Consider the following 14,686-nt stretch of genomic DNA (forward strand, 5'->3'; position numbering starts at 1 on the left):
TACTGATTCAGGCTCTTTTACATGGTTTCCTGCGCTTCCTGAAGGGCCTCCCCCATCTGATTGCTCAGGTTTACAGAGAAAAAACCGCTCACTGTGAAAATCTCCATGTATACAGTCATGTAAAACGACAACTGAGAGCCTCCCTCCTCAATGTATCTATTGAAAATATCCATTACCCCGTTTTTGGTGATCCCGTGGTTCCAGTCCTTCATTGCAGCATGGGCCACATCCAACATTACAGAGAGGGCAGGCATACCGCCCTGGCCGGATCCCATGATATTCATTAAGTTGGTTTTATACTTGCTTTCAAGCTCCACAATAGCAGAGGTTTTCAGCTTCAGCTTATAGCTCTGCCCTCCTACCTCCCACAATGCAAAAGGCTTTCTTTTGGGCATTTCGATCACTTTGTTCTCCTCTGCCGCTCCTGCTTCCTGCTGCTCCTTCTTGGTTTCCTCAGCTTCTCCCTTATTCGCTGCCTCTACTGCTGCCGCCATTGCTTCATCCTTGTTATTTCCAAACAATCCCATTTTCTTATCCTCCTATATGCTTTTTATGCCGGATCCGTTGTTACAATCTCACTCTGAAGGGCCATATTGAGATCCCACTCCATTACACCATTCACACCACCGCCCGATCTCTTTACAGATACCTGGGCATCGTATTCGTACCGGGTGCCATCGGGCAGCTCCTCACAGAAAGAGAGTACCTCCTTTGTGGCTCCCGCTTTTCTCATTACTCTGTACGGGGAATCTTCTGAAGTGTTCTCATACTTGAATTTATAAGTAAGATCACCCGCATCCCCAATACCAAATTCATACTGCTTCACCTTATCGGCCAGGCCGGTATTCTCCACCTTTTCCGGATCGTCACCCAATTCAGGGATCTCCTTCAGGCCGGTAAGGTTCTTATACTCCTCAGTGGAGCCCTTTTTTCTGTATCCCAGTGTTGCACCATTCGCTAACATGTTTCTCTTTACCTCCTTGCTTTAATAATTGTTGTATACTCTTTCGGTATCCACATCAATAATGCCCTCATACCGCATAACCTTATGCTTCAGGCCGGACGGATCCGCAACATCACCACATGCAATGCGCTTCAATCCCAGGGCAGATATGGCAGCATCCACCTTCATAGTTACCTCTGAGGTGCTTGCATTGTTCCAAATATCCACCTTATAGAGAAGATGGGCCTTGCTTTCCTTGTTATCCACCCATTCCACCACAGAATTATCCTCCTCAGTGTACTGGATAGCAGGAAGCACAGCCCACTCTTTTGGGTATGTATCGCTCACATTCTCTGTAATGCCCTGGATCGCCCCGTATACCTGATCTTTCACATTGATCATTGATTTCCACCAACCTCTCTCATATAGCCCTTCACATCTTTGCCTATGTTCTCAGTAACCGTATCCTCCAAATTCTTCAATGCAGGATACATGAACGGATGCGCCGGTTGTCCTTCCGTATAATGAAAATCTCCTTCAGGATCCTGCCACACCCATCCTTCTTGTACATGTGTCACATTTACGTTGGGTGAAGTTCCTGCATGGTTTGATTCTCCAACCGGACCGGTGCCAAACTCCACAAAAACGGCATGTTTCGCATTAGAATAAACACATCCGATAATGGAGCCCTCTTCTTTCTTTACCATTGTGTGAATGCTTCTCTTTAGCTCCCCTCTCGGCACAAATGGCCAGGGGCCGGTATAAGTGGGAACATTCAGCACCGCCGCACCTCTTACTAATTCTGTCTGATCACGCATTGAGGCCATTATTGTGGGTTCAATATTCTGCATCCTCTTAATCTTTCCCATTAAGCTCTGCACACCGTTTACTGCCATTATATTATCCTCTCCAACTCCATCGCCTTTGGGCTGTACTCCGGTTTTATGGAAATGATTTTATAATCCGGCTGAGCCTCCGGCCCCACAAACACACAGATGCCATCGCCTTCCTGCATGGCCTCAACTCCCCCATATTCCATATTTTTGATATAGGAGAGCCTCTCTCCATACATTTCTGCCTGCACCTTGCCTCCCGCAGGCCATATGGTTGCCTTGATCTCCACCGCTTCCTCATACCTCACAATGGAGCCGCCCTCACTGTCCTTCCCCGTTTTCCTCCTTCTCAGGTGGTAACTCTTCATCAGGCTCCTTCTCATACGCATGGCCGCCGATCCTCCCTAATCTGTACCGTTTGATCACGGTTTCAATATCTTTTGGAATCTCTGCAAATGCTGAAGAGATCCCGCCTTCGCTCCGGCTTGTTTCTCCCTGCATTCCCATACGGTTATAGGCCACAGTGGCCCATTCTCTCACCGCAGGCTTCAGCGGATAGATCATTTTTCTCCGGTTTGCCAGGGAGAGCACCTTTTCCTCTGCCATGGACAGCAAAAGGGAGAGGAGCTCTTCATCCCCCTCTCCCGTTATCTTTTTGAGCATTTCCACATCTGTCACAATATCGCCTCCCGCTTAATGGTTCATAATCATGGCCACCAGGGTATCCTTATTCATGTTTGCATACCCCTGGATCCCCATTCCTTTGGCAATCTCCCTCAGCTCAGCCACCTTTTTCCCATTCAGCTCTGCAAGACGTTCATCACCGGCACCATTCAGAGGATCATTGCCAGTTTTCTCTTCTCCGGCTCCCTCTTCCGGTTTCCCGCTGCCTTCACCGGTTTCCTCCTGCTGTTTCTCACCGCCTTCAGCGTTTCCTCCTGCTGCCTGCTGCTCTCCATTTCCCTCTGTGAGCTTCTCAGCGCCCTCAGGAGCGGCTTTTTCGGGTTCTTTGGTATTTTCCCCCGCCTCCGGCTTTTTGGGTTCCTCCTGAGGCTTATTTGCCGCCTTCCCTTCAAGCTCCTCCCTGGTTGCTGCTACCAAATAATGATCTGTATCTTTCCGGCATACCTTAATGGCATCCGCATTATGGCACTCCTGAATGTTTCCGTTTTTCTTGTTATAGATGAACATTGTTGGCCCTCCTTCCTTAGTTCTTATTTGCTGTCAATACAGAGATACACTTGGGCTGCAATACCTTGGCACCATACACATGCAGGCCCTTCACAGCGTCGGAGAATCTCTTTTCAGGCCGGTATGCCTCAGTTTTGAGAATCTGCTCAGCATAGGAGCCTGCCGCATTGGTTCCGGCAATGATCTTGTACTTCTCCCCCTCAGTATTCGGCACATTGTTGGAGAGCCAAATTCTGAATCCCGCTGCCACACCAATCTCACCGCCTTCAATGAGTGCCTTGTTGTAATCTGTACCATTTCCCACAAATCTGCTATCTTTCAGCAAAAGGCCGTGATACCATGCCGGAATAACCGCCCATCTCCCAATCGTGGGCACGTTCTTTTCTGTCAAATCCGTGGAAAGATCCACCAGGTAATCATAGGCATTATCTTTGGCCGGTACAATCGGCGCTGCATCCGTTCCCAGGTTCGTGCCATTGTTCTCAGCTCCCAAATACAAAAGGTTTGCCAGGAAAAGATCCGTTGTATCGTTCATGGCATATGCTGAGCGCTGCATGGCCGCATCCATGAGCTTAGGGTTTACCTGGGCGGCATCCACATCATCAATGGAAAAGTTGAAATATTTTGCCTGATCAATGGTGAGGGTGTTCTGATCGCCGCTCAGCTCCTCCGGATCGTCAATATCCTTCCCTTTTGTATAGTCTTTAATGGTGACATCCCCGATCTGATTGATCTTTACGGTATCACCATAGTTTTTGATTTCCCCCTCATAATCCCGGTTTACCAGGGCGGCATAAACATGTGCCTTGTCAAGGTGTGCCAAAAGCCTGGCGCTCCAAATTGTGGGGATAAAATTTGCAACTGACATTTTTTCTTTCCTCCTTTAATCGTCTTATTTTCCTGCCTGCATGGCCGCCTGCACAGCTTCCCAATTCTGATTTATTTCAGCGGTGCTCATGTTCTTTATCTGCTCCATGGTATATGCGGCCTTATCTCCGGCTTTTTTCGGCGGCTTCCCGCCGCTCAGACGGTCATTCACCGCCTTCTCAACTGCTTCCTGGAATGCTTTGCCCACAGCCTCTATTGAGGCGCTGCATTCCTCAGCACTTGCATAATTCAGCACATCGGCCAGGGAAATGGGGAGCCCCTTCTCTGCAAGCTGCTCCTTTGCCGTTGCCATGAGCTCTCTCTTGGTGATGGCCGCTTCTCTGTCAGCAATCTCCTTCTCTTTCTTCTCCCGCTCATATTGTGCTTTCTGCTCAGCGTTCATTTTGGCCAATCTCTCTGCCTCGGTTACAGCTTCCTGCACCTTGGTATTGATCTCAGCCTGCATTTTGCTCCTGCTTGTTTCCAGGGCCTTGCCTACTCTCCGATCAAATTCTGCCTGATTTTTCGGATCCTTTAAAAAATCGTCAAAACTGAGAGGAGTATCTGCTCCTGCTGCCCCGCCTGCTCCTTCAGCGCCTTCCTGGCCGCCTGCTGCCCCCTGCTCTCCACCGGTTCCTCCGGCATTTCCTGAGGCTCCTCCACCTCCGGCCCCACCGGCACCGCCTCCTGCACCGCCATCCGGCTCTGCAAAAAACTGTAAATTCATGGGCATAGCACAATGCGCCCGGCCAAAAATCCTGCTTACTCCATAATGGTTATTCATAAACTTCATGCTTTTCTTTTCCTCCTATATGCCCCTGCATTTCCTTTTTCAGGCCCCACAGATTCATTATTTTGGTTTTGCCTGCCTCTTATTTTCAGCCCTTGGCAGCACCGGGCCCGCCTCTCACCCTCGGCCTGGGAGATAAATGGATCACCGCCTTCCTATACCACCACTTCCCAATCCTCTGCCAGGCAATCTCCTATTGAAGGCACCCACATGGAATGAGAGCCATCCACATTGCTGATCTGAAGGTATGGATTGCACACAAACAGATCTCCCTCATTCATTCCCCATGCTTCCGCTGTCTGCTTATTGCATGGAATCCCCTGAGGATAGCCCTTTTGATAAACTACAAACATACCTTTGCCATTCCACCCGGCCCTTCTCAGCTTCTTTCCTGCCTTTAAGGCATCCAATGCTTCTCCAAAATTCATACTCAGATCCTCCTCTCTTCTTTTTTTGTATACAAAAAGAGCCCTGCATTTCTGCAAAGCTCTTCATTGCCTAAAATATTATTTTTTGTCTTTCCCCTGCATCCTGGTATCATTATATTTTGTCTGAATATCTGCCCATTGTTCAGGGTTGTTATATTTCATTTCCTGAAAATCTTCAAAGGTTTTCCCTGCTTTCTTTCCAATAACACTCCGATACCTTTCATATTGCTTTTTATCTGAAGAATAATTTTTTATCTTCTTTTCTGCTGTCAGGGCTTTGGGATCGTTTGCTATGTTCTTTTTGTACCACTCTTTATAGCTCATGGTTGCCGGTACTTTTTTCCATTCCTCTTTTACCGGATCCCATGCATCCCTTTTTAGCTTTTTTCTCAATTCGTCATTCATATGAATCATTGTAGTTGATCTGCAAAATGGATGCATTGGGTTCATATTTACCCCCGGTTTTGCGTCTTTTATCTTGAATGTTTTTCCATCCAGTTCTCTGCAAATCTCTGAAGTTCTCAAATCCAGTGTAGCAACAAAATCATATTCTTCGGATTTACACTCCTTATATGCCGCAAGCTGCATCTGCCCTGAAATGAAATTGCTCTCAGTTCTCACAAGCCTCCGGGCCTCAAAGGCTCCCGCTGCATACTTATTGGCGATCTCCCTGGCCATTTCCTCCTCACCTTTTCCAGTAAGGAGCCCAATGAGCATCTGCTCCTTCAAATCAGCGGCCACTCCCTTGGTATTTTTCCATATTCTTTGAGAATAATTTGCCCCACTCCATTTTGATTCCAGGAGCAGGGCCACCGCTTGGGGATCCACCGCCGAAAAGCTGAATTGAAATCCAACCCTTCTCTGCACATTGTAGATTTCCCGGTAATAGGAATTTGTGGCCAGGTCAACATAATGGGAAGTTGTTACTTTCTTTTCCTGCTCAAATACTTCCTGCATCATGTGATCTACTTCTGTCTGAAGCTGCTCCAATCTCTCAATGCGGGCCCGGTATGCTCCGCTTTCTATTTCTGCCAATAGATCTGCATTCTTTGGATCTTGTGCAAGGGCCTTTTTCAGCTCTTCTATGTCTGCTTTATTCCTCAATGTGTTAAGGAGCCGCTTTGCCTCCGCATCCGTCAAATTATGCTTTGTTTTGAATTTATTATAAATCTCCTCAATTTCATAATTCAGGTGTCTGGAAGCCTTTGCATATATATCTGCCAGTTCCTTGGATACCTCCTCAGCGTCCTCCATGTATTCATACATCATTTGAGCCTGCCGGTTTTCCCAATATCCCACTCAGATCACCCCTTGCTTCCTGCTGCCTGCTGCCGCTTCTCCTCTTCCTCCTCGGCCCCTTCCTTTGGTTCCTCCTCAGAATCTCCATCCGGATCGGTTTCTTCCTCCTCAGGCTCCTCTTCCTCTCCAAATTCGGGCGGCTCATTGGCTCCTATTCTAAAAAGATCCTGCTGCCGCTTCAGCTCTTCGGCCTTCTGTTTTTCAACCTCTTTGATCTCATAGTCCGGATCTTCCACAAAGGGCAGGAGCTTCAGCAATGTTTCGGCTGATACATTGTCTTTCAGGTTAGCCACAATCTGAGCCAGTTCCAAAAGGTTTTTAGGAAGCGCCCGGCTGAATGTTGTCATGATGGAGCCTGCTTCCATGAGAATTGCTTTCATACTGAGGAAATTGCAGTATAACCGGATCCTCTTCCTGAGGCCCTTTTTATATTGCCGCTCTTTTACCTTCGTAATCATTTCCAGGCCCAGGAGCTTATACTCCATGGCCACCCCGCTCACATTCCCTGCAAAGTTTTCATCCATGAAGTTGGGCACATGTGAAAAATTGTAAATATCTTCTTTTATGGCCTTCCTTAGCACCTCTGCCCCGTTTTCATCCATCTGCCTGCTCAGATATTCCGCTTTTGCGTCCTCAGGCAGTTCCAGGAGCTTATTCTCCCTCAGCTTCTTTTGCGCCTCAGCGGTTTCCTCTTCATCATCCCCCATAATGGCCCCATACAGCACAAGCACCGCATCAATGAATTGCTCTTTATCGTTGATCCGGTCACTCATTAGCGTGTTGTATGCGTCTATCAATGGGATCTGCTGCTCAAAATCCCCGATGGCCTCTTTATTATTCAGATACTCTATGATCTGAGGCTCACCAAAATAATGCTCAGTCGGTTCCTCTGTTACAAGCCTGGAAATGTCCGATCCGCTGTCAACGATATTCAGCACATAGGTATAATGGGCCGTGCTCACCGTGGCCACATAAGTATATGTATCCTGCACAGAGTTCTTTTTCTTGTAGTAGTACACCCCGCAGAGCTCATTTTCCTCTATGGTGTCATCCACCACTATGAAGGTTGATAATGGGGAGATATTCTTTGAAACGGGTGTGGCCTCTCCTTCTTTTGCATAAACATACTCATAAGCCGCTCCAAAAATGCTCATATCCTGGGCATTATCGGCATCCACGTCATCCACATTGGCATTGTCAAATGCCACGAGTAGCGGATCAATGTCCTGCTCCCCGCTGTTTGAGTATGTGATCGGGTTCCCCATGAAGTACCCCGTGGCCGTGTCTGAAATATCTTTGGCATGGTTGCATGTTACTTTGCTATTGGGTGCCTCCTTCTCCCGCTTCCGCTCCTCAATTTTATGGTGCCCATCATAATACCTTTTATTTTTCAGCAGGCGGGCCACCATGCCCTCATGCTTCTTTACCAACGTGAGAATAATGCTTTTATTTAGGTTTCTTTCGTCAAATTGTTCTGCCGGATATGTAAAGCGCTCCACTCTGCTCCCTCCTATCTCAGGCCCCTCTTGGCCTTATTCCGTATCTTAGCTTTTTTATTCACCATTTCATCCTCCAATGCGTACCTGGCAGCGTCAATGGTGTGGTTGTCTTTGTCAGGGTATGATCCTTTAAAATTCCCGTTTTTGTCCTTTTCCAGTTCGTATGAAGAAAACTCACGGGCCGCATTCGGGCACCTCACCGGATCAATGATTATCTCATCCAAATCGTCAGACAAATAAGCCACACCAAAATCCACCGATCCGGGGCCCTTCTTGGCCGGGTACACCCTCAGGCCCAACTCATTGAAGGAAGATATGGAGCGGGGCTCCTCTGAATCTGCTGTTATGATCTTATTGTCCGGGTTTAGTTTCTTTATCTCTGCCACGGCCTTCCGGGTTTTAAGGTTCACCTGGTACAGCTCAGCAAAGATATAGAGCCGCCTCTGCTTCTTATTCAGGTGCATTCTTTCAAACGCAAGCGGATCCGCCGCAAAACCAAAATCCAGGCCTTGCTTAATCTTATCAAAGATCGCTATCTCTTCATCCGTGATCTCCCTCAGAATCACATTATCAAATACTTTTCCACCGGTTCCAGTAGCCTCTCCCAGGTACTCATGCCGGTATGCCATTCTTTTCCGCTTTTTGAGCTCTTCAGCCTCAATAAAGAATTGCTCTCCCAACCAACTCCTGGGCACTGTCAAATAGGTGGAATGGCTGCATAAGGTGTCAGCCCTCACCTGAAGCACATCCTGATTTACCCATGAATTGAGGCTCTTTGGCGGGTTCCATGTGTAAAATACCACATACTTATCACCGCCACGCATTAAGGACTGGTTTATTTTTCTTTCATCTTCATCCCCTTCAAACTCAGCTCTTTCCTCATACCATATATATTTAAAATAACCCTTCCTCAGCTTGATTGACTTTGACTTGTTAGGATCATCACAACCCCTGAATACAATCCGCTGCCCCGTGGGCTTATATGTGAGCCTCAGCGGGGAGAGCGTGACTTTCCACAAGTGACCTACTTCAAGAGCGTCTATGGCCCACAAGAGCTGCTCAAATACACTCTCTGCCAGGGTGTTCCCCACCTTCCTGAAGCAGGCGGCATTTGCATTGGGATCCTGCATCATGCCGTAAATTATTTCTAGGCTCACGAAAGAGGACTTTGTTGAGCCTCTGCCTCCGTATAGCTTATAGTGGGTATGTTTACCCTCCAAAATATCCCAATGAATATCATAGAATTGTGGTGCAATGAGATCAGATAGTCTAATCTCCATTCGGTGCCCTTGGTATATCGTTTATAATGGTGACGGGCTCCAATTTCCCGGTGATCTCCTGCTTATCCACAAATAGCCGGTATCTTTTGCCCAATAGCTCTGCCGCCTTGGTTCTGTCCTGAAGGGAAGGATCCAAATCAAATTGATCCCGCTCCTCTCCTCTCATTACCCTTGTGAGATATTGCAGCACCTCCTCAGCGCTTGCCACCCTTTTCTCTTCCAGTTCTGCAAGCCGCAAATCTATATATTCTTTTAGGTAAGGTTTTGTCAGGTTTTCACTTCCCATGGCTTTTGCCGTTTTTTCGGAATATCCGGCCAGTTTTGCGGCCTCCGTGGCATTCAGTGTGGTAATGTAATGATCACAGAATGCCGCCTGCTTTTCGCTCATTAGCTGCTTCAGTTCCTTCATTCTCTCCATCTGCTGCCCTTCCATGCCCATTCACTTCCTTCCACTTCTCTGCCAGGTATTTCAGCAGCTTCACCTTACTGAAGAAAACCTCTCCATCCCGGTTCGGGTGCTCCTCCCATAAAATCAGCTTTGTGCATAGCCGCCCCTGGCTCTCTGAATAAAATTGCTGAGTATTTATCTTGTATACAATGCCCTGCTGCCTCAGGGCCTTCAGTAAATTATTGATTTTCCCTTGTACGTTCACCCTTCCCCCTCCTTTGCACACGAAAAAGGCACCCACGCACAGAGGCGGGATGCCCTTTCCTTCAGGTTTCAATTCATAAGGGGATAAGCCAACAAATTTTCACCTGATAGCATTATAGATCATTTAAAATGAGAATTGTGAGAAACTTTCAACTTTTTCTCTTTTTCTTTTCCGGGTGTTCCTTCAGGTACTTAGTGAGCAGCTTCTCCGGGTATGTCCGATCACAGTTCATGGCGGCGGCCACTTTATCCCAGGAGAGCCCCTCTTCATACCTCAGGCTGATAATTCTCCGGATCCTGCTGTCATTTATGCTCTTTATGTACTGAGATATTTTAAACTCTGCATCCACCGCCTGCTGCCGCCGCTTCAGCAAAAGGAGCTCACTCTCTGTCAGCTCCCTCCGGCGCTTCCGGCTTCCTTTATTGTCTACCCCGGTTATTGTCTTGGTTGTGCGTACATACGGGAAGTCGGGCATGGAAGCCTGCACTCTATCTGTCACTTTTCCCACCCTCTGCTCCTGCATTTTCTCAACCTTGGCATCCAACTCCTGGATCTCCTTCCTGAGATCCAATAATTGCTCTAACTCACTTTTTGTCACCCTTCAGCACCTCCTAATTGAACGGGAGCCCTTCATATTCCTCAGGCTGCTCCATGTAGCCGCCTGCTGCCGGTCCGGTGCTCCCCTGCTTCCCATCGCAGAATGTAAAGCCTTCACAGATAAACTCCGTATAATATACCTTGTTTCCATTCTTTTCATAGGAGCCGCTTTCTGCCCTGGCACAAATTCCGATCCTCATACCTTTCTTCAGGTGTTTCTCAACAAATTCACCTCTGCCGCCCAATGCCTTGAATGTGAGAAAATCTGCCTCCCTCTCATTCCCTCTCTTTGTCGGTCTGTCTACTGCCAGGGTAAACCTTGCCACACATACCGGCTTTTCTCCCTGGCTGTATCTCACTTCCGGATCCCTTGTGAGCCTCCCTATAAAATTACAGCTATTCATTGTCTGCTCCTTCCTTTCCATGCTTCAGCCCTTGCCTATATCCCACCATAAAATCAGGGCCCACTTTACATCCGCAATTCTTACAAATGTAATCCCCCGGCCTGCTGCCCTTTTCAAAATCATGGTGCGGGCAAGAATCTCTCTTTGCACTGTTTTCATTGATCTGTTTGCATATTTCAATCATCCGTGGATCCATTCCTTTGGCCTTCATTTTTTCAATATCGAACACATTACACCCCCTTGATCTTGGTTGCTATCATATCCGCTGTATGGGTATAAAGCACATTCGGGCACCGTTTCACAGCTTCCGTGTAATATTTCCACTCTTTACTGTCTGTAAAAGCTCCCATGTGATACCGGATACATAGCTTTTCTTCCACCGTGAGATCAATGTGGCCCATGAGCATGATCAAGCTCTTATCTCCATGCCCTGGCCACAGCGCCTCCTCATTCCATACTGCCTGCCCCGGCCCATATACCGGCCCGCCGCCCTGGTCTACTGATACAACCTCCTGCTGTATCACATAATCATCCATTTTACACACGTCATGCAACATTCCCACCACGGCGGGGCTCTCTTTCCTCTGCCACTTCAGGCCCAATTTATCAGTGAGCATGATCAGCTCATGTGTTACCTGAAGGCTGTGATCAAATAGCGATCCCTCATAGGAAGCATGGTGCTTCATGGAAGCCGGTGCCGTATAATATCCCACTTCCTCCAACCAATCCAGGAGCCTGCTGCCGCCCACATTCTCAAAAAACTGCTGCATGATAATCTTTTTACTTTCCATTTTCAGCTCTTCCAATTTCTTCCCTCCTATTTCTTCTCAGTCAATGCCTTGGCCACCGCTATGAATAGCGCTATCAGAATCATAAGCACCAGGGCCGCCAATACGATCAGGCACCCGGCCCCTATCATTTTTAGAATCGTCCACATGATTTCCATTTTGCTCCCCTCCTCTCATAAGCTCTGCCGCCTTTATGATCTTTCTTCTCAGTTCTTCCATGCCTGCTGCCGCATTTAAAGCCGCCTCATGGACTTGGCGGGCCATTTCCTTCAGCCCTTCGCCTGCTGCCCTCTGTGCCTCTCTGAGGCGCTCATGGAGCAGCTCAGGCCAGTGCTCTGCCCACCATGCCTCATACTGCTCCGGGTTCATTCCATATATTTTCTTGAATTGCTTTCTTTTCTGCCGCCTATTCAATAGCCGCCTCCATTCTTGGATCCATGAAGCGCTCCCTCTGCTCCTTCAGGAGCTTTTGCATTTTCTCCTCAAACCTATGGCCCAATACCTTGCAATCAGGAGAGGCGCTGAAGGAAATGCTTAGGCCTCCATGCTCAGGATCGCCGGTGTCAAAATTGATTAAATACCCACATTCCTCCTCGTTATATTCCACAGTGCCGGTGAGCCACCGCCTGCCATCCTCCCAATCCCGCACCCGTACCACATCACCCTCATAAATCTCCTGGCCTTCCATATCCTTCCGGCCAATTTGAAACATGATGCAGCCCGGGCCCATTCGGATCATGCCCTCCCATCTCATATCCTTCAGATCAATTCCGAACACTACCCCATCCCGGTTCAGCAGATAACGGAAAGTATTCTCTGTTACGTTCTCCGGCCTGAGCATTTTCCCATCCTGCCATATTCTGAATTTATGCCCCATTCTGCCTCCTATCTGTAAAAATTGTGATTGCCTACCGTCTTTATGTATTCCAAATTTTCAGAGTGCCAGGTGTTCTCCCCATTGTATACCGCTTCAAAGTATAGGGCCCCCTCACTTTCATCCCATCCGTCAATGAGTACCATATCCAGGGCGGCCCAACATTCTGCATTAGGCTCCACACGTTCAAACCGGCCATTTTCTACCGGTGTAAACTGCCCATCCTCAAAAATTACCTCCTCTATGGTATCCGGGAAGGCGCTGCTTTCTTCTCTATTCATTACCACCCGGATCACCATTGCCTTCCCTTCTATGCTCTCACCCTCTGCCTCAGCCATTGCAAGGCGGGCCAAAAGGTACTCATTGCGGGAATTGCCGGATCCTGATCGTGTTTCCTGAATAGGCTCCTGCTGCACTCTTTCAGGCTCCATGGCCTTATGCGGGAGCTCTCCGGCCTCTGTTTCCTGCTGAATCTCTTCCACCGGCTCCTCTGCCGCCATTATTTTGCATATTATGGCCGCCGCAATCAGAATGGCCGCAAATATTACTGCTGCCCTCCTGGCCGCTCTCAACCTCCTCCGGATCCTCCGCTTTTTCTTCACATATACTACACGCAAAGAAGGGCTCCCGGCTCCCCTTAATGAAAAAGCCTTTGCATTTCCCGCTTGCGTCCTTCTCTGCCTTCTTGCATTTCTCTCCCAGGATCGGCTCTCCCGGACTTGGATCGGGTAACTTTTCATTGCAAATCCCCTCCAATGCTTTCATTACTGCTGCCCCCTTCAAATTTTGTGAGCTCCATCTCCTGCTTCTCCTCATTAAACTGGATACTCAGGAAAGTTTTGCATTGCAAGCAGCGCCCGGCCCCCTGGTTGATCCCCATTTCCATGAATATACTTTTGCAGATCCACAGCTCCCTCCCGCACTCCGGGCATATCCCTTTATACCTTGTCCTTTTGTCCTGCTCCATTGTTCGCACCTCTCAATCTATTTCTTTCTTATCAACTGTTAAAGTCGGGTTTACCAGTTTGATCCACTCCATTGGTATTTTCCCATTAGTTTCTCTCAGCAGATCATTGATCCCTTGCGCTGCCTCCCCTTTTGTCACATACTGCTCAAATGAAAATTCTATTCTTACCGTTTTAGACACATAATCATCCAAAACTACCGGCACCGGATTTTTATATTTTCCCAATTTTATTCCTCCTTAAAATTTGCTTGCTTATCCCCTTATAACCCCACCGCCGCAAAGGCGGCGGGATTGATATTGATTATTTTTTGATACTGAAGCAGACGGGCACCCGAGAAGCGCCGGAGCAGCTCGCGTAGTAGGCAAAGCCATAGTAGCTGACAGAGCAGGCAAGGGTAGAATCGCCCGCACACACAGACAGCAGCCACCAGTAGGCCCTCTCTCCGTCCTGGTCAAATTTCACCCGGTTCCTGGGATCCTTGAAGAGCTCAAACTGCTGCCCTTCCTCCACTTCAGAGGCCCAACTATCGCCAAATACCTCAAATTCAGACGGGAGCCACAGCTTCAGCATGAAGCGCTCCTCTTTCCCTTCCACAATCTGAAGGCACTCCCTCTCACTGATCACCGCCTTCAGCTCCTCAGGCAGGATGGCCCATACCTCCTCATTCAGATACCGGCACAAATCCGATTCTTTAAAGCCTCCGGTGCTTCTCCCGTTCTCATTCCACACCACACGCTCAGCCAGGAGATCCTTGCTTACAAATTTCACCTCTTCCTCTGTAATATCTGCCACCACATACACCATTTTCTGCCCGGTGAGCAGATTATCAGAGATTTCATCCCCTACTTTCAAAGAGCCTGCTGCCACCAGTTCCTTCACCTGGCCCCAATTTGTTTCCTCTGTTCTTTTCCTTGTGATTTCCATGCGTTTCTTATCCTCCTTATATTTTCTCAGGCTATTGGCCGCCTGCTGCCTTCTGTAATTCTTCCAGGGTTTTCTCTGCTCCCTCATACCTTTGCCCCTGCTGTCACAAGTGCAACATGGATCGCCTTCACCTTTACCTCTCCAATCCCTTTTATTTTCCGTATTTCTTCCAGTGCCTTGGGGAGATTGAAGGAAGGGGCCGCCTGCTGCCGCCCGGCCTCATATCCTGCTGTATATCCCCGCTCATAATATCCGGCAATATGGCTCTCCATGGTGCTGTGATCCATTTTCCGGATCCGGTCAAATTCTTTCCGGTTTACCTCAACCGCCTTTTTCTTCTTTGCCATC

27 protein-coding genes are annotated in these 14,686 nt (G+C 48.2%); all 27 read right to left on the reverse strand.

The annotated features are described in order from the left end of the window. Window positions 1-17: 17 nt before the first annotated feature. The 27 genes from AC6I2O_RS07515 to AC6I2O_RS07645 all read right to left on the reverse strand — a co-directional run bounded on the left by AC6I2O_RS07515 (window position 18) and on the right by AC6I2O_RS07645 (window position 14,685). A complete protein-coding gene (locus AC6I2O_RS07515; protein ID WP_497742276.1) occupies window positions 18-527 on the reverse strand; it encodes a DUF6096 family protein in 510 nt (169 codons plus the stop codon). Between the two features lie 23 nt (window positions 528-550). Further along, window positions 551-964: a phage tail tube protein gene (locus AC6I2O_RS07520; protein WP_120468713.1), complete on the reverse strand. Its 414-nt coding sequence runs from the start codon at window positions 962-964 to the stop codon at window positions 551-553. A gap of 21 nt (window positions 965-985) precedes the next feature. Continuing rightward, window positions 986-1,345, reverse strand: a complete 360-nt coding sequence (locus AC6I2O_RS07525; RefSeq protein WP_120468711.1) for a hypothetical protein — start codon at window positions 1,343-1,345, stop codon at window positions 986-988. Next, window positions 1,342-1,839 (reverse strand): HK97-gp10 family putative phage morphogenesis protein, encoded by a 498-nt coding sequence (locus tag AC6I2O_RS07530; protein ID WP_497742277.1) that lies wholly within the window; start codon window positions 1,837-1,839, stop codon window positions 1,342-1,344. Before AC6I2O_RS07530 ends, AC6I2O_RS07525 begins: the two co-directional genes overlap by 4 nt. Next, window positions 1,839-2,144 carry a hypothetical protein gene (locus AC6I2O_RS07535; RefSeq protein WP_497742278.1) on the reverse strand — a complete coding sequence of 102 codons (306 nt, stop codon included), beginning with the start codon at window positions 2,142-2,144 and terminating at the stop codon, window positions 1,839-1,841. Before AC6I2O_RS07535 ends, AC6I2O_RS07530 begins: the two co-directional genes overlap by 1 nt. Continuing rightward, window positions 2,098-2,454, reverse strand: a complete 357-nt coding sequence (locus AC6I2O_RS07540; RefSeq protein WP_497742279.1) for a phage head-tail connector protein — start codon at window positions 2,452-2,454, stop codon at window positions 2,098-2,100. Before AC6I2O_RS07540 ends, AC6I2O_RS07535 begins: the two co-directional genes overlap by 47 nt. Before the next feature lie 15 nt (window positions 2,455-2,469). Further along, window positions 2,470-2,967 (reverse strand): Rho termination factor N-terminal domain-containing protein, encoded by a 498-nt coding sequence (locus AC6I2O_RS07545; RefSeq protein ID WP_497742280.1) that lies wholly within the window; start codon window positions 2,965-2,967, stop codon window positions 2,470-2,472. A 16-nt stretch (window positions 2,968-2,983) separates the two neighbouring features. Beyond that, window positions 2,984-3,835: a phage major capsid protein gene (locus tag AC6I2O_RS07550; RefSeq protein ID WP_497742281.1), complete on the reverse strand. Its 852-nt coding sequence runs from the start codon at window positions 3,833-3,835 to the stop codon at window positions 2,984-2,986. Between the two features lie 24 nt (window positions 3,836-3,859). After that, window positions 3,860-4,627: a DUF4355 domain-containing protein gene (locus AC6I2O_RS07555; RefSeq protein ID WP_497742282.1), complete on the reverse strand. Its 768-nt coding sequence runs from the start codon at window positions 4,625-4,627 to the stop codon at window positions 3,860-3,862. 152 nt (window positions 4,628-4,779) lie between these two features. After that, window positions 4,780-5,052: a DUF2829 domain-containing protein gene (locus AC6I2O_RS07560; protein ID WP_172525478.1), complete on the reverse strand. Its 273-nt coding sequence runs from the start codon at window positions 5,050-5,052 to the stop codon at window positions 4,780-4,782. Window positions 5,053-5,130: 78 nt separating this feature from the next. Beyond that, window positions 5,131-6,351, reverse strand: a complete 1,221-nt coding sequence (locus tag AC6I2O_RS07565) for a minor capsid protein (protein WP_497742283.1) — start codon at window positions 6,349-6,351, stop codon at window positions 5,131-5,133. 5 nt (window positions 6,352-6,356) lie between these two features. Beyond that, entirely contained in the window at window positions 6,357-7,850 is a 1,494-nt protein-coding gene (locus tag AC6I2O_RS07570) for a phage portal protein (RefSeq protein ID WP_497742284.1), read from the reverse strand. 11 nt (window positions 7,851-7,861) lie between these two features. Then, entirely contained in the window at window positions 7,862-9,130 is a 1,269-nt protein-coding gene (locus AC6I2O_RS07575) for a PBSX family phage terminase large subunit (protein WP_497742285.1), read from the reverse strand. After that, the gene (locus AC6I2O_RS07580; protein WP_497742286.1) at window positions 9,120-9,548 is read right to left on the reverse strand and encodes a terminase small subunit; all 429 of its coding nucleotides are present in this window, start codon (window positions 9,546-9,548) and stop codon (window positions 9,120-9,122) included. The genes AC6I2O_RS07575 and AC6I2O_RS07580 overlap by 11 nt, the downstream gene beginning before the upstream one ends. Further along, complete coding sequence (locus AC6I2O_RS07585; RefSeq protein ID WP_160305439.1) at window positions 9,490-9,783, reverse strand: hypothetical protein; 294 nt, start codon at window positions 9,781-9,783, stop codon at window positions 9,490-9,492. The genes AC6I2O_RS07580 and AC6I2O_RS07585 overlap by 59 nt, the downstream gene beginning before the upstream one ends. A gap of 148 nt (window positions 9,784-9,931) precedes the next feature. After that, on the reverse strand, window positions 9,932-10,381 hold the full coding sequence (locus AC6I2O_RS07590; RefSeq protein WP_497742287.1) for a hypothetical protein: 450 nt from the start codon (window positions 10,379-10,381) through the stop codon (window positions 9,932-9,934). Between the two features lie 13 nt (window positions 10,382-10,394). After that, on the reverse strand, window positions 10,395-10,784 hold the full coding sequence (locus AC6I2O_RS07595) for a single-stranded DNA-binding protein (protein WP_120468686.1): 390 nt from the start codon (window positions 10,782-10,784) through the stop codon (window positions 10,395-10,397). Continuing rightward, complete coding sequence (locus AC6I2O_RS07600) at window positions 10,777-11,013, reverse strand: hypothetical protein (protein WP_120468684.1); 237 nt, start codon at window positions 11,011-11,013, stop codon at window positions 10,777-10,779. Before AC6I2O_RS07600 ends, AC6I2O_RS07595 begins: the two co-directional genes overlap by 8 nt. Before the next feature lies 1 nt (window position 11,014). After that, on the reverse strand, window positions 11,015-11,590 hold the full coding sequence (locus AC6I2O_RS07605; protein ID WP_497742288.1) for a hypothetical protein: 576 nt from the start codon (window positions 11,588-11,590) through the stop codon (window positions 11,015-11,017). Window positions 11,591-11,611: 21 nt separating this feature from the next. After that, on the reverse strand, window positions 11,612-11,986 hold the full coding sequence (locus AC6I2O_RS07610; RefSeq protein ID WP_497742289.1) for a hypothetical protein: 375 nt from the start codon (window positions 11,984-11,986) through the stop codon (window positions 11,612-11,614). Continuing rightward, on the reverse strand, window positions 11,979-12,449 hold the full coding sequence (locus tag AC6I2O_RS07615) for a YopX family protein (RefSeq protein ID WP_497742290.1): 471 nt from the start codon (window positions 12,447-12,449) through the stop codon (window positions 11,979-11,981). The genes AC6I2O_RS07610 and AC6I2O_RS07615 overlap by 8 nt, the downstream gene beginning before the upstream one ends. 8 nt (window positions 12,450-12,457) lie before the next feature. Then, on the reverse strand, window positions 12,458-12,928 hold the full coding sequence (locus AC6I2O_RS07620; protein WP_497742291.1) for a cell wall hydrolase: 471 nt from the start codon (window positions 12,926-12,928) through the stop codon (window positions 12,458-12,460). After that, complete coding sequence (locus AC6I2O_RS07625) at window positions 12,882-13,211, reverse strand: hypothetical protein (protein ID WP_497742292.1); 330 nt, start codon at window positions 13,209-13,211, stop codon at window positions 12,882-12,884. Before AC6I2O_RS07625 ends, AC6I2O_RS07620 begins: the two co-directional genes overlap by 47 nt. After that, window positions 13,183-13,413 carry a hypothetical protein gene (locus AC6I2O_RS07630; RefSeq protein WP_172549863.1) on the reverse strand — a complete coding sequence of 77 codons (231 nt, stop codon included), beginning with the start codon at window positions 13,411-13,413 and terminating at the stop codon, window positions 13,183-13,185. The genes AC6I2O_RS07625 and AC6I2O_RS07630 overlap by 29 nt, the downstream gene beginning before the upstream one ends. 12 nt (window positions 13,414-13,425) lie before the next feature. Further along, entirely contained in the window at window positions 13,426-13,638 is a 213-nt protein-coding gene (locus AC6I2O_RS07635) for a hypothetical protein (RefSeq protein ID WP_120468673.1), read from the reverse strand. Between the two features lie 76 nt (window positions 13,639-13,714). Beyond that, window positions 13,715-14,425, reverse strand: a complete 711-nt coding sequence (locus AC6I2O_RS07640) for a DUF6273 domain-containing protein (RefSeq protein ID WP_497742293.1) — start codon at window positions 14,423-14,425, stop codon at window positions 13,715-13,717. Then, window positions 14,422-14,685 carry a hypothetical protein gene (locus AC6I2O_RS07645; RefSeq protein WP_160305437.1) on the reverse strand — a complete coding sequence of 88 codons (264 nt, stop codon included), beginning with the start codon at window positions 14,683-14,685 and terminating at the stop codon, window positions 14,422-14,424. The genes AC6I2O_RS07640 and AC6I2O_RS07645 overlap by 4 nt, the downstream gene beginning before the upstream one ends. Window position 14,686: the final 1 nt, after the last annotated feature.

The sequence above is a fragment of the Blautia sp. St.27G3 genome (assembly GCF_059728505.1).